Raw genomic sequence first — 12,398 nt, 5'->3', positions numbered from 1 at the left:
GCCTTGCTTGGCAACGCTTATCAAGGCTTGCCAAGTATTTTCGGAATTTGGCTTCTAGCGCAGCGTGCGGCGGTCACCCCGAATGGTACGCGGCGAAACGTCTATATCATGTCTTTTATGTAGCTGGACCTTGATCCACTTATCCAAGGCCCCGCCCGTCAGTTTGGTTTCACCCAACATTGACTCGACCAAAGCCCGCCTTGACTCCACGGTCGCCTTGGCCGCTTCGTTTTGCTTTTCTCTAAGTTCGCTAAGGTGCCGGTTTCTCTGAATAGTTGAAACAATCTGTTCTTTGCGCGTCGCTCGCCACTCCCATTCTGTTCGCAATCGGGATATTTCGAAAATCATGCTGTAAATGTGGCCCTTTGGGTCATTCTCTTTGTCTTTACTCATCAACACCAATCGGATGTGATGGCCAATGCGAGCGGCGTACCACTCATTGGAAAAATCCGCCGTTTGCGTTTGAACAAAATGCGCCCCATTGGTCATGGTCCAGCCAGCATTGTCTTTTTTCCATTCATCCAGAGAAAAGTAGCGCCATTCGCCTTCGCTATTGAACCCAACTTGATCTGACGCAGGCGGATAACCGCATTCTTTCAAAATCTTGTCGCAATCATCGGCCATGCGCTCAAGTTGCTGCCAAAAGTCGCCGTTATCAAAAGCTGCTGAAACTCGACGCAAATCTTCGAGTGTGTGGACGGTAACTCTATCCTGCACTAAAGTAGACAGCTCGTCTTTTGCGATGATTTTCCGGGTGTAAACAGGTTCGTCGCTCATACCGCCCCCACCATCTTGACCACTTGCCCCGCGCCGCCCGTCACATGGTCGGCCCAGCGTTCGGCCAGCACGCGGCGCTGTTCCAAAAAGTCTGTTCTGCGATAGGCCCGGACCACGGCGCTATCTGTCGTGTGCCCCAATATGGTTTCCGCCACTTCGTGCGGGGTGTTTGTTGCCTCTGCCAGCCAGTCGCGCAGGCTGGAACGGAAGCCGTGCGGGCGCGCCTCCTGCCCTGCGCGTTTCATGTGTTGGGAAAGTGTCATGTCGCTAAGGACGCCCTTTCGCACATTGGCAAAAAGATAGCCTTCGCGCTCGAAGGGGCGGGCCAATTCGATCACGGCCAAGGCCTCACGCGACAGGGGAACGCGAAAGTCTGAGGTCGCGCCCTTGCGGCCCTTCATGGCTTCACCCGGTATCGTCCACACATCGCCATCCAGTTGGTCAAGGCGCAGGTGGCGCAGCGGGTTCGAGCGCACGCCCGTCAGGATCAGCAGCCGCATCGCAAGATGTGTCGGGGTCTGCTCTGTCAACGTCGCATAGAAGGTCGGAACCTCGGCCCAAGGCATTGCGGGAATGTTCTTTGCTTCGTGACGCGATTTGCCCAGCAGCGCCTTGGCCTTTTCAGTCGCCTGCAAATCCACGTCCAGGCCCAGCGCGGCCCCGTGTTTCAATACGATGTTGAGACGGTTCATGGCCTTGCGCGCGGTATCAGCCTTTGTATGCCAAAGCGGGGCCAAGGTGTCGCGGATGTCGCGTTGATCCAGTTCCGTGACTGGTACACCGCCCAGCTTTGGCAAGACATGCAATTCAAGGGGCGAGAACCAGCGTCCAGCCTTGCCGTCGCCTTTCAGTTCCGCTTTGCGCGCCTCGAAGGCTTCAAGGGCGACAGTGCGCAAGGTTTGATCTGCGCGCGCCGCCTCGCGTGCCTGCCTTTCGCGTTCCTTCACCGGGTCTTTGCCCGCCCTGGCAACGCCGCGCCATTCCTTGGCCAATTCACGGGCCTGCGCGAGAGAAACTTGCGGAAAGCCGCCCAGCCCCATTTCCCGACGCCTGCCGTGGATCGTGATTCTTAGCATCCACTGCGCGCATTTGCCTTTGTGGTCCGGACGCTTCACAAGCCAAAGCCCCTGACCATCGCAATGCTTGCCCACCGGGGCGGAATTCACGAAGGCAGCCGATAATCTGTCGCGTGCTGGCATCTGGTGTCCTATCCAGAGGGAAAATCTCAATCCACCTTTCAATCCACCCCAAGATATTGGATACCCCCGGACATTTCAATACAGCCCCGGACAGATAAAGGCTGTAATACCAGTGTGATAGCTTTCTATGCCGACAGGGAAATACAAGATAGGGTATTGATGATGTGCCCTTCAGCGGCACCACTTTCTGCCCAAGTCTGCCAGAAAGCCCCCTAATCCCTTGGAATTTATGGATATTCCCTTGTTCTGGCAAGGGTCCCGGCCGTCCGGTCCGGGCGCGTCCAGCCTACCGTGGGCAGTAAAACGCAGCTTCGGGCAGGGTGGATTCGCGCGCCCCGGAACCGCAGGCATGGCCCAGGATACCGGCGATGGCTTCAGATCAGGCCAAGGCGGCTGGCGCGGCCTACCGCCTGCGCCAGGGATACGCTGTCCAGTTTCAACCGCGCGACCTTGAGATAGGACCGCACCGTGTGTTCGGACAGATCAAGGATGATCGCGATTTCTGAATAGGTCTTGCCCTCGGCGGTCCAGCGCAGGCATTCGAATTCGCGCGGGCTGAGCTGGGGAATATCGCCCTGTTCGGCAAAAGCCTCGGCCACGGCCTGCACGTGCAGGTCCTTGGACAGGCCGACCAGGTCCTGACCATTGCTGTCCAGAAAGGCCGTCCAGTCGGCGTGATCCAGATGGCTGTTCAGCGACAACACGCTTTTGCGGCCATAAGGATCGGCGCAGGGGATCGAATAGCCCGACTGCCCCAGCCCGAATTCGGCCGCCTTGACGAACAACTGCATTTCCGATGCGCTCGGCTCGATCTCGCTCCAGCTGAAGGGGCTGTTGCCGGTCAGGGCCTTGCGCAGGATGGGGTCTTTGACGACGTAATTGTTCAGCAGGTAATGCGACACCCAATTCGCCGGATAGGTCGTGCGCACAAAGGGGTTGTCCATCCCGGACTTGGCATTGCTGACCATGTGAAAGGTCACGTGGTCGATGGCAAACTGCCTGGCGAGGATCTCGATCGAGCTTTGGACCGAACCGGCGGCCAGAATTCCATTCAGTATCTGTTCGGAGTCAAATTGAATCACGGACACAAAACCCACTTGTCACTTTGTTGGCTGGCGCATGACCGCTTGAAAACTGACGTAAAGTCAAGACTGCAAATTGCGAAACGCCGATTCCCCGGCAATCTATCATAAGTTGTTTCATTTCTGCCCCCCGCATTTGTATGTGATCAAACGCGTGGCCTCAGGCGTGGAAATATCCAGACATGGCAATTCTTCCTAGCGTCCCCCCAACAGGACAGTGCGGAGGCGACCATGTTTACAACCATTCAACCCCATGAAGTAAAACAGAATTCCAAGCTGATGGCCGATGTTTTCCGGCTGCGCAAACGGGTGTTCGCGGACCAGCTGGGCTGGGACGTTCCGGTGCACGAAGACATGGAAAAAGACGCATATGACGACATGGGCGCCAGCTACCTGGTGTGGTGCTCGGATGACAAGGCCACTCTCTACGGGGTTGTGCGTTTGATGCCCACAGAAGGGCCGACATTGCTGCATGACGTGTTCCACGCAACCCATGGCCGCAACCCAGATCTGATCGACCGGACCGTCTGGGAAGGCACCCGGATGTGCCTGGACGACGCGCTGATCGCCCGCGATTTCCCTGACCTGCCGGCGGCGCAGGGGTTCAACCTGCTGTTCCTGGCCCTGTGCGAAGCCGCCTTGGCCCACAACATCCGCCGTATGGTGTCCAACTTTGAACCCTGCATGAGCCGCGTCTATCGCCGCGCCGGCCTGGCCTATGACATTCACGGCCGCGCCGATGGGTATGGCGCCAAGCCGGTCTATTGCGCCTCGTTCGCGGTGACGCAGGACGTGCTGGCGACGATCTGCGCCAAGATCGGCGTGCACGAACCGGTCTTTGAGCGGTCGCGGGGCTTCACCCCTCTGGTCGCCCCGGTGGCCCGTCCCATCCCCGAGCTGGCCTGATGCGCGCCGGCCGACCCATGTGCGGATCACGGCCCGGGGCAGTGCGCTGCCCCGCCGATGCAGGGCGCAATTCCCCCGTTCCGACCCACCTGACAGAAAGATCAAAGCAGCGCCCCCCGATGACATTGAAAGACCTCTACCGGCTGGCCATCGAACAAGGGGGCGATGCGGTTAGCCGCGCCCTTGGACACGCCGAGGCGCAGCTGGCCCGCAACCCGGGCCATCGACAGGCCCTGATGTACAAGGGCAGCCTGCTGACGATGGTCGGTGACCAGATGCTGACCCAGGAAAAGCGTCGGGCCTATATCCGCACCGGCGTGGCGCTGATGGACAGCGCCATGGCCAGCGACGATGCCTCGCCCGCCGTGATGTGTGAAATGACCTATGTCCAGGCCAGCACGCTTGCCTGTCTGCCCGGCGATCTGGGTCTGGACCGTGTCGCACTGGAGGCGCTGCGCGAATTGGCGCATTCGCCCTGTTTCGATGCGACCGATCCTTTTGACAGGGTGCGCACGCTGGTCCTGTTGTCCTGCCTCGCCAAGCACTTTGGCCAGCAGCAAGAGGCGCAAAGCCGTTTTCGCCAGGCCCGCGGTATCGACGAAGACCTTGCGATCCGGACCTACAGCGCCTGGCTGAACCGGTCGTCCCCCGACACCTCTGTCTCTCCGTGACCCGGCCCACCCGCTGAAAGGAACTGTGCCATGCAGATCGACCATTTCGCCTATCTGGTAAAGGATACCGACCGCGCCATCGCCGCGCTGCCCCATCCCGGTGCCGAGGTGACGTTGTACCGGCACGCCTTGGACAGCCAGCAGGCCTATATCAGTTTTGTGCGCACGGCCCATGACGCACCGCTGATCGAACTGGTCGAACCGTTCGAAGGCAACGCCGTGATGCAGGCCCGCCTGACTCGCGAAGGCACGCCCAGCGTATTGTATCACGTCGGCTATACCGTGGACGATTTCGACGCGGAATTCGGCCGGATGCGGCGCGGTGGCTGGATGCCCCTGACCCGCCCCTTCGAAGGGCTGACCCCCGGCTGTCGTGCCAGCCACCTGTACAACCCCGATTTCGGCGTGGTCGAGATCATGGAGGTCGCGCAATGACCTGGGGTCTGGACAGCATCACCCTGCCGGACCCCGGCCCGCAACCAAGGCCGCTGGACACGCTTGAACCCAGCCACGGGGTCAGTGCCCGCGCGGCGCGGATGTATACGCGGTTCTTCGGGCAGGAACAGGTTCTGATGACGGGCCTGCCGCATTCGGGAATGCTGCTGGAGACGCTGCGGCAACTGGTGGCGCGGCGTCCCGAGATCGCGGCGCTGGATGGCATCGCCTGCTATACCAAGACCCAGACCCACAACACCCCGGCAGAAGCCGACTGGCTGCGCGGCATTTTCGATGCCGCCGGGCTGCAGCGGTGGGAGGTCGGGACCTTTTCGATGACCAATTGCGCCTCGGCGCTGGCGGCCGTTCATGCATTTGCCGGTCAGGACCGGCCCTTGCTGATCCTTGCCGGCGAAAAAGCCTTTCACGCGACGGGCAACCGTCTGGCGGTTGGCTTGCTGGGCGAAGCACCTGCCGCTGCCCTTTTCCTCCCTGGGGGTGGGCGGCGGGTGCGCTTTTCCAGGGTGCGGCACATGCCGCGCTATTTCCTGAACCCGGACGACATGGCCGAAGACGACCGGCGCGCGCTGCAGACCGCCTTTGAAGAAGGGTTCGAGGGCTTTCTGGCCCAGATCCTGCGCGATGATCCGGCGTTCTTTGATCTGCGGCCGGTGCTGGTGCCCTATAACCTGAACGTGCCTTTGGTGGCGCGGGTGCTGGGGCGGCTGGGGCTGGGCGATCTTGTCCAGCCGGGCCATTCGGGCCGCTTTGGCCACACATTCTGTTCCGACAGTTTCCTGAACCTCGCGGCGCATCCCGTGCCGCAGGACAAGCCCGTGCTGCTGTTTTGTGCAGGCATGGGCGTCACCTATGCGGCCGTCGCGCTCGAGCGCGCGGCGCATGATCCCCAAGACCACTCCCCTGAAAACCCGGAGACCCAACAATGACCCATGCCCACCTGAACATCGTGCGCGAAGCGCTGAGCGAAGTGCTGGAATACGACGTCAAGGCACTGACCCCCGAGATGGAGATCGACCGCGAATTCGACCTGGATTCGGTGATGTTCGTGCAATTCCTGCTGTCGGTCGAAGACCGCATTCCCGGCCTGCGCTTTGACCCCGACGTCCTGGCCGAAGCCTCGTTCAACAATGTCGCCTCGCTGCTGGCCTTCATCGACAGCGTCGCGCAGGCCGAGGTCGCCTGAGATGTGGGCGCACAAGGCCTGTGACGAGGTGATCACGCAGGCGCGCACCCGTGACGCTGCTTCCGGGGCGCTGGCCCTGGGGCAGTTCGTGACGGGGCGGCCCTGCCATGTCGCCCTTGGCGGGGTGTACCTTCGCCGTTGCGACGACAACGAAACGCCCGTGCTGGACAGCGCGGGCAACCCCCTGCCGGTGGCGGGCGTGGTGTTCCCCGATCCGTCGCTGGCGGTGCTGGGGATCGAAGCCGTCCGGTTGCCGGGCGGTCCGTCGATGGCGCTGGACAGGCGCGCCCGTGTCGGGGCGGTTCTATGGCGCATCGGGGTGCTGCTGAAAATGCTGGACACCGCCTTTGCCCATCTGTCGACCCGCGAAAGCGGCGGCCAGAAGACCCTGCAACACCAGTTGGTCAAAGCCACCTTTACCGAGTGTTTCAGCCTGGCCGAACAGCTGCGACTTGAGGCGCCGCATTGGCTGGGCGCGGCCGAGGTGCCCGACCTGTCCGACCCCCATGCCCGGCTGACGGCAGCGACCTGCAAGGCCGCCAAGTTGATGGGCGGGCACGGTTATCTGCGCGGCAGTCTCAATTCGCTCGAATGCCTGTCGCTGTGTGTGTCGTCGCTGACCAACGCGGCGGTGCAGGCGCAATCCCGCGCGGCGGCCTGACCGCCCGCCCCCCCATCGCCAAGGACCCTGAAGGGAGCCACCCCATGCTAGAAATCAAACCGATCCGGCCAATGGACCCGGCCGGGGCCGTGATCCCGCAGGCGCCCCTGGCGATGCGGACCATAAAGCCCCACGTCACGATCCGGCGCGCCACGCCGGAAGAACAGTTCGCCGCGCAGGTCTGGAAAACGCTTGCCGCGCCGGGCCTGTTCGCCCCCGAGGTCGCCGAATTCAAGGGCGGGCGCATGACCCACGCCCCCGAGGTGATCGCCGCCTACCGCGACGAGGCTTCTGCGCTGCCGCCCGATTTCCTGCTGATCTACCTGCATCGCGGGGCGCAGGCGCAATGCGTCAACCCGCTGTTGCCCAGCCTTCTGCACCTGACCGGCCACCAAGGCCCGTCGCATGCCCTGCGCCGCGACGGACAGGATGGGCTGTCGGCGGATGTGATCCGCTTTGCCCGCGCCATGACGCCCGCCGGCGGCGCGGCGCTGATCATCGACGACCGCCAGCTGCGCCTGGCGGCGCCGGGGCGGATCACCGCCGAAGCGGTGCATTTCCATCAATTCCACAAACCGGGCCTGGCCCGCAGTCACGCCCAAGGAGCCTTTCAATGACCGCCATCGACACCACCCAATTTTCCGATCCGCCGCTGGGCCATCTGGGCATCATCGGTCGGATCGGCAAGCTGGCCATGCCGCTTATGGTCGGCTCGCTGGCCGCTGCCGGGTTGCAGGTCGTCAAGGCCGGCATCCTGACCTACAACGGCGAAGAGGCCGCGCTGTATTCGCTGTCTCTGGTGCAGCCGGCCTTTATCTTCATGCTCGCCTTTCTCGAGGCGCTGGCCATCACCAACCAGGTGTTCTCCTCGAAATCGGTGACCAACTGGGCCAAGGGCGACGTGCTGCGCGCAACACGCGTGTTCAGCGTGATCGGCCTGGTCCTGACCGCGCTGCTGGTTGCCGGGTTTTACGGAGCATCCTTTGCCGTGGCCGGACGCTGGCCCGATGCGGCGCCGGTGCTGCCGCAGATGGGCCTGTTCGTGCTGTCCATGGCCCCCTACCTGCTGTTCGAGTTGCGCAACGGTGCGCTGCGCGGTCAGGGCAAGACGGCCAAGGCGCTGATCCCCTTTGCGGTTCTGATCGTTGCGGATGTGGTGGCGACCTGGGTGGCGGTGGCCGAACTGGGGATGGGCTTTCACGGTGTTCTGATCGGCAATGCTGCCGGTCCGTTGATCGCCCTGCCGCTGGTAACGCTGATGCTACGCCGGGAGATCGGCGATGCCCCGCGCGGCGAAGCGGGTGATTTCAAGAAACACATGATCGGGCTGACGATCGGCGTTGCCGGGCCGGTCTTTGTGTCGATGTTCGCGGGCTCTGCCTCGGCGGCGGTGATCTTTCCGACACTGGCGACGCTTGGGTCGGACGTGGCCTCGGGGTTTCTGGTGATCGTGCGGCTGCGCATCCTGTTCATCATTCCGGCCATCGCCGTGGGGTCGGCCATTGCCATCCTGATCAACCAGATGCCCGAACAGGGCCACGCCAGCGAAAAGCGCGGCATCCTGTCGGTCGGCGTCACGACGGTGTTGGGGATCTATGCGCTGGCGACCTTTGGCATCTACGTGATGCGCGCCCAGGTCGTCGGGCTGGTGGTTCCGGCGGAAAACGCCGCACTTTTCGCCGCCACGTTGGACCTGATGATGGTGCTGATCGTGACCTTTTTCCTGGTGGCTGCCTTTACCATGCTTCAGGTGATCCTTGAACATCTGGGGATGGGCGTGCGGGTGCTGGTCGTGACCATCGCGACCGAACTGGCCACCATCGGGCTGGTCTTTGCGGTGTTGGCACGGGGCTATGGGCTGGACGGCGTGCTGCAGACGATGAACGTCATCGCGGTGGCCACCTTTGTCCTGCTGGGCGCGGTCTTTGTCGGATACGTGCGCAAGATGGGGCGGTCCGATGCTGTATGAGGTCGCCTTTCCCGCCCTGTATCTGGGTGCCAAGACCCGCCAGATGTCGCGCCGTACCCGGGCGCGTCTGGGGCTGGCGCCCGCCGACATGGCGCGCGTCACCTACCACCCCGAAAGCTATTACCGCGTGGCCTGCTGGCACCTGCGTCGCCTGGATGTGCAACTGATGATGACGCTGGCGCCGTTTCGCGCGGCGCGGCTGTCGATCGAGCGGTTCGAGCGGATCCGCCAGATGCCGGACCGCCCCGGGGTCGAAGCCCCGCCCCCCGCGGCCGAGCATCAGGATGTGAAGTACCGCGGCAAGCGCGTGCACCTGAGTTTCTACGGGCCAGAGGACGGCCCGAAGATCCTGGCGCTGCACGGCTGGAACGGGCGCGCCTCGATGATGCGCAAGCTGGTGACGGCGCTGGCAGGGCAGGGGTTCCGCGTGGTGGTGCCCGACCTGCCCGGCCATGGCCGCAGCGAGGGCAACCGCTATTCGTTCTATGACCTTGGTCAGGCGATGGCTGACTTGTTCCTGGGCACGCGGTTCCGCGCCGTCATCGGGCATTCGGCGGGCGGCCTGATCGCGGGCTTTGCCATCGGGCGCGGGTTGCGGGCGGATTGCTACATTCCCGTCGGGGCGCCTGCATCGTTGTCCAACCTGTTGAAATCCTACGTGGAAATCACCCAGATGCCGGCGCGCGCGCTGCCCTATATCGAACGCTACTACATCCGTCGATACGGCGTATCGCCCGAGGATGTCGGTACGTCGCTGCTGTCGCGCCTGCCGGTGCGCACGCTGGTCGTGCACGAAACCCGCGACTGGCAGGTCGGGGTCGAAAACGCCCATGAACTGGCCAATGCCGCCATGAACGGAGAGCTGTTCCTCACAACTGGGCACACACATCTGAGCGTGTTGAACGCCCCCGAAGTCCATGACCGTATTGTGTCATTCATCACGCGAGGGCGCCATGTTTGACATACTCGATATCGAGACCACCGTATCGGCCCGCAGCATCACCGTGTCGCAGGCCTGCGCTCAGCTGACCCTGTCGAACAAGGACCGTCGGATGTACGAACGGTTCTTCGGACTGGCTTCGATCCCCAGCGATCCCACGCAGTCACTGAACGTGATGACCGGCGCGGCGATTGCCCGCCTGCTTGAAGGACCCGAGGCGCCCGACCTGGTGGTGCATTGCCACACGCTGTTGTCCTCGGGGCCGTGCCGCAGCGACAGCGCCGTGCCGGTGCACCTGATCGAGGCCGGCAAGACCGAGGTCTTCAGCGCAACCATGTGCCATTGCGCCAGCGGTGTCGCGGTGCTGGAAATGGTCGAAAGCCTGCTGCCCGAAAACGGCACCGCGCTGATCGTGGTCAGCGACAAGGCCTTTCACCCGGCGGTTCAGCTGATCCGCAACACGACCCTGATGGGCGATGGCGCGGCCGCCATTCTGGTGGGCAAACGGCCGGGGCGCTTTCGTTACCTGGGCGGGCACACCGAACGGCTGGGGGCCTATTCGATCATCACCGGGCTTGTGGGCGAAGAAACCGACACCGCCTTTGCCGATGAATACATCGAGTTTACCGCGCGCTGCATCGAACTGGCGCTGGTCAATGCGGGGATCACGATTGCCGATGTACGGCTGATCCTGCCGCACAACGTCAACATTCCCAGCTGGGACCAGATCGCCCAACGGATCGGCGCCGCGCGCGACCAGATCTGGCTGAAGAACGTAAGCCGCTACGCCCACACCTTTGGCGCCGACCCCTTCCTGAACCTTGCCGACGCGGACCGCGACGGGGCGCTTGCCCCGGGTGATCACGTCGCGCTGGTCAGTGTCGGGCTGGGCGCAACGGCCGCCTGCGCCGTGCTTCAGGTCAATCCCCCCGTTGACGGGGCCAATGAAAGGACAGTTGAGAAATGACCGATATCTATTCCCGCATCGACGAGGCCCTGCTGATGTGCGGCCTGCAACCGGCCCAGGTGGTCGCGATCAAGGCTGGCGCGCCGATCTATGGCGACAACGGCCAAGTCGACAGTCTTGGCCTTGTGCGGCTGATCTCGGCGGTGTCGACCGGGTTCCAGGACATGGGCGTCGACATGTTCGACATGATGGCTGATCTCGACGTCGAGGCGATCGAAGCCTTTGCCGACCGCGACTCGATCCATGCGTTCCTGATGCGGTTCCTGAAGGACCGCCAGCCCGAGGCGGTCTGAGCCATGTCCCTGACCGCCGATCAGATCGACAACGCCGCCCGGCTGGCCGGAACGCCCCTGTATGCCTACAGCGCGCCTGCGCTGCGCGACCGGGTGCAGCAGCTGCGCAAGGCAATCCCCGAGGCGGGGTTCGTCTATTCGCTCAAGGCAAACCCGAACCTGTCCATCGTCCAGTGCCTGACAGGGCAGGGCATCGGAACCGAGGTCTGTTCCCTGTTCGAGCTGGAAACCAGCCTGGCCGCCGGGGTGCCGGCGCAGGCTACGATCTTTGTCGGCCCGGCAAAATCGCCCCGGGAAATCCGCCGCGCCATTGCCGTCGGGATCAAGGCGATCATCGCGGAATCGCTTGAAGAGCTGGGCCTGATCGACACCATCGCCGCTGAAATGGGCGTCGTGCAGCCCGTGGCGCTGCGCATCAACCCGTCGTTTCACACCCGCGGCGCGAAACTGTCGATGAGCGGCAAGCCCACGCAGTTCGGCATCGGTGACGAAGACATCGACGGCGCGCTGGCCCTGATCGCCGAGGCGCGTCAGATCCGGCTGGTCGGGTTGCATGTCTACATGGGCACCCGCATCCTGGATCATCAGGTGGTGGCGGAAAACACCCGCAACGTGCTGGCCCTGGCCGATGACATCATCGCCCGCGCCGGTCACGGGCTGGAGTTCGTCGATATCGGCGGCGGCTGGGGCGTGCCCTATGCAGCGGATGAAACCGCGCTGGATTTCCCGGCGTTGGCCGAGGCGGTCAACACCATGGCCGCCGCCTGGAAGACGCGCCATCGCGGCACCCAGATCATCATCGAACTGGGCCGCTACCTGGTGGCCGAGGCAGGCGTCTTTGTCACCGCCGTGCGCTATGTGAAATCGTCCAAGGGGGTACGCTTTGCCGTCTGTGACGGGGGCGCGAACCTGCACGGCGCAGCGGGACAGGCGGCGGGGTTCCGGCGCAACTTTCCCATCCGCGCGCTGCACCCGCGCCCCGGCGACACCGCGCCGTGGAACGTGTCGGGGCCGCTGTGCACGCCGATGGACGTGATCGGGCAAAAGGTCGACCTGCCGCCGGTGCAGCCCGGCGATCTGCTGTGCATCGACCGGTCGGGGGCCTATGGGCTGACCGCCTCGCCGGCGCAGTTCCTCAGCTTTGCCAGCCCCGCCGAGGTGCTGGTGGATGGGCCGCGCATCACCCAGATCCGCGCCCCAGGCACGCTGGCCGCCCATCTTGCACAATTCACACCCGCCGAGCTGACGCCCTTGGCGGATGCTCCGAAAACCCTCCAGACAGCCGAGGTCTGAC

Annotated in this window: 15 protein-coding genes; 12 read left to right on the top strand and 3 right to left on the bottom strand. The window is 63.3% G+C overall.

Annotated features, from left to right (window positions below; translation table 11 throughout):
• Window positions 1-54: 54 nt before the first annotated feature.
• From QF118_RS02995 to QF118_RS02985, 3 genes are all read right to left on the bottom strand, one after another.
• Window positions 55-777, bottom strand: coding sequence for a hypothetical protein (locus tag QF118_RS02995; RefSeq protein WP_282301169.1), 723 nt, complete (start codon window positions 775-777; stop codon window positions 55-57).
• Window positions 774-1,976, bottom strand: a complete 1,203-nt coding sequence (locus QF118_RS02990) for a tyrosine-type recombinase/integrase (protein ID WP_282301168.1) — start codon at window positions 1,974-1,976, stop codon at window positions 774-776. The genes QF118_RS02995 and QF118_RS02990 overlap by 4 nt, the downstream gene beginning before the upstream one ends.
• 374 nt (window positions 1,977-2,350) lie before the next feature.
• Entirely contained in the window at window positions 2,351-3,064 is a 714-nt protein-coding gene (locus QF118_RS02985; protein WP_282301167.1) for a LuxR family transcriptional regulator, read from the bottom strand.
• Between the two features lie 225 nt (window positions 3,065-3,289).
• Between QF118_RS02985 and QF118_RS02980 the strand changes: the two genes are divergently transcribed.
• From QF118_RS02980 to QF118_RS02925, 12 genes are all read left to right on the top strand, one after another.
• Window positions 3,290-3,964, top strand: coding sequence for an acyl-homoserine-lactone synthase (locus tag QF118_RS02980; protein ID WP_282301166.1), 675 nt, complete (start codon window positions 3,290-3,292; stop codon window positions 3,962-3,964).
• A 119-nt stretch (window positions 3,965-4,083) separates the two neighbouring features.
• Complete coding sequence (locus tag QF118_RS02975; RefSeq protein ID WP_282301165.1) at window positions 4,084-4,635, top strand: hypothetical protein; 552 nt, start codon at window positions 4,084-4,086, stop codon at window positions 4,633-4,635.
• A gap of 30 nt (window positions 4,636-4,665) precedes the next feature.
• Complete coding sequence (locus QF118_RS02970; protein ID WP_282301164.1) at window positions 4,666-5,070, top strand: VOC family protein; 405 nt, start codon at window positions 4,666-4,668, stop codon at window positions 5,068-5,070.
• Window positions 5,067-6,017 carry a hypothetical protein gene (locus tag QF118_RS02965; RefSeq protein WP_282301163.1) on the top strand — a complete coding sequence of 317 codons (951 nt, stop codon included), beginning with the start codon at window positions 5,067-5,069 and terminating at the stop codon, window positions 6,015-6,017. The genes QF118_RS02970 and QF118_RS02965 overlap by 4 nt, the downstream gene beginning before the upstream one ends.
• Window positions 6,014-6,274, top strand: coding sequence for an acyl carrier protein (locus QF118_RS02960; RefSeq protein WP_282301162.1), 261 nt, complete (start codon window positions 6,014-6,016; stop codon window positions 6,272-6,274). The genes QF118_RS02965 and QF118_RS02960 overlap by 4 nt, the downstream gene beginning before the upstream one ends.
• A gap of 1 nt (window position 6,275) precedes the next feature.
• The gene (locus QF118_RS02955) at window positions 6,276-6,935 is read left to right on the top strand and encodes an acyl-CoA dehydrogenase family protein (protein ID WP_282301161.1); all 660 of its coding nucleotides are present in this window, start codon (window positions 6,276-6,278) and stop codon (window positions 6,933-6,935) included.
• A gap of 44 nt (window positions 6,936-6,979) precedes the next feature.
• On the top strand, window positions 6,980-7,552 hold the full coding sequence (locus tag QF118_RS02950) for a hypothetical protein (protein ID WP_282301160.1): 573 nt from the start codon (window positions 6,980-6,982) through the stop codon (window positions 7,550-7,552).
• Entirely contained in the window at window positions 7,549-8,904 is a 1,356-nt protein-coding gene (locus QF118_RS02945; protein ID WP_282301159.1) for a hypothetical protein, read from the top strand. Before QF118_RS02950 ends, QF118_RS02945 begins: the two co-directional genes overlap by 4 nt.
• On the top strand, window positions 8,894-9,865 hold the full coding sequence (locus tag QF118_RS02940) for an alpha/beta fold hydrolase (RefSeq protein WP_282301158.1): 972 nt from the start codon (window positions 8,894-8,896) through the stop codon (window positions 9,863-9,865). The genes QF118_RS02945 and QF118_RS02940 overlap by 11 nt, the downstream gene beginning before the upstream one ends.
• The gene (locus tag QF118_RS02935) at window positions 9,858-10,811 is read left to right on the top strand and encodes a 3-oxoacyl-[acyl-carrier-protein] synthase III C-terminal domain-containing protein (RefSeq protein WP_282301157.1); all 954 of its coding nucleotides are present in this window, start codon (window positions 9,858-9,860) and stop codon (window positions 10,809-10,811) included. The genes QF118_RS02940 and QF118_RS02935 overlap by 8 nt, the downstream gene beginning before the upstream one ends.
• Window positions 10,808-11,104, top strand: coding sequence for a hypothetical protein (locus tag QF118_RS02930; protein WP_282301156.1), 297 nt, complete (start codon window positions 10,808-10,810; stop codon window positions 11,102-11,104). The genes QF118_RS02935 and QF118_RS02930 overlap by 4 nt, the downstream gene beginning before the upstream one ends.
• 3 nt (window positions 11,105-11,107) lie before the next feature.
• Window positions 11,108-12,397: a type III PLP-dependent enzyme domain-containing protein gene (locus QF118_RS02925; RefSeq protein WP_282301155.1), complete on the top strand. Its 1,290-nt coding sequence runs from the start codon at window positions 11,108-11,110 to the stop codon at window positions 12,395-12,397.
• The last annotated feature ends 1 nt before the right edge of the window (window position 12,398 follow it).

Origin of the sequence: Tropicibacter oceani (assembly GCF_029958925.1) — a bacterium.
GTDB lineage: Bacteria > Pseudomonadota > Alphaproteobacteria > Rhodobacterales > Rhodobacteraceae > Pacificoceanicola > Pacificoceanicola oceani.
The sequence above is the reverse complement of the archived record's forward strand: the minus strand, read 5'-3'. Positions and strand labels throughout refer to the sequence as shown.

Bases quoted from the DNA above. Each gene is read 5' to 3' on its own strand.
- QF118_RS02995 (WP_282301169.1), bottom strand. From the start codon at position 777: ATGAGCGACGAACCTGTTTACACCCGGAAAATCATCGCAAAAGACGAG.
- QF118_RS02935 (WP_282301157.1), top strand. From the start codon at position 9,858: ATGTTTGACATACTCGATATCGAGACCACCGTATCGGCCCGCAGCATC.
- QF118_RS02990 (WP_282301168.1), bottom strand. From the start codon at position 1,976: ATGCCAGCACGCGACAGATTATCGGCTGCCTTCGTGAATTCCGCCCCG.
- QF118_RS02980 (WP_282301166.1), top strand. From the start codon at position 3,290: ATGTTTACAACCATTCAACCCCATGAAGTAAAACAGAATTCCAAGCTG.
- QF118_RS02930 (WP_282301156.1), top strand. From the start codon at position 10,808: ATGACCGATATCTATTCCCGCATCGACGAGGCCCTGCTGATGTGCGGC.
- QF118_RS02950 (WP_282301160.1), top strand. From the start codon at position 6,980: ATGCTAGAAATCAAACCGATCCGGCCAATGGACCCGGCCGGGGCCGTG.
- QF118_RS02945 (WP_282301159.1), top strand. From the start codon at position 7,549: ATGACCGCCATCGACACCACCCAATTTTCCGATCCGCCGCTGGGCCAT.
- QF118_RS02960 (WP_282301162.1), top strand. From the start codon at position 6,014: ATGACCCATGCCCACCTGAACATCGTGCGCGAAGCGCTGAGCGAAGTG.
- QF118_RS02975 (WP_282301165.1), top strand. From the start codon at position 4,084: ATGACATTGAAAGACCTCTACCGGCTGGCCATCGAACAAGGGGGCGAT.
- QF118_RS02940 (WP_282301158.1), top strand. From the start codon at position 8,894: ATGCTGTATGAGGTCGCCTTTCCCGCCCTGTATCTGGGTGCCAAGACC.
- QF118_RS02925 (WP_282301155.1), top strand. From the start codon at position 11,108: ATGTCCCTGACCGCCGATCAGATCGACAACGCCGCCCGGCTGGCCGGA.
- QF118_RS02955 (WP_282301161.1), top strand. From the start codon at position 6,276: ATGTGGGCGCACAAGGCCTGTGACGAGGTGATCACGCAGGCGCGCACC.
- QF118_RS02965 (WP_282301163.1), top strand. From the start codon at position 5,067: ATGACCTGGGGTCTGGACAGCATCACCCTGCCGGACCCCGGCCCGCAA.
- QF118_RS02970 (WP_282301164.1), top strand. From the start codon at position 4,666: ATGCAGATCGACCATTTCGCCTATCTGGTAAAGGATACCGACCGCGCC.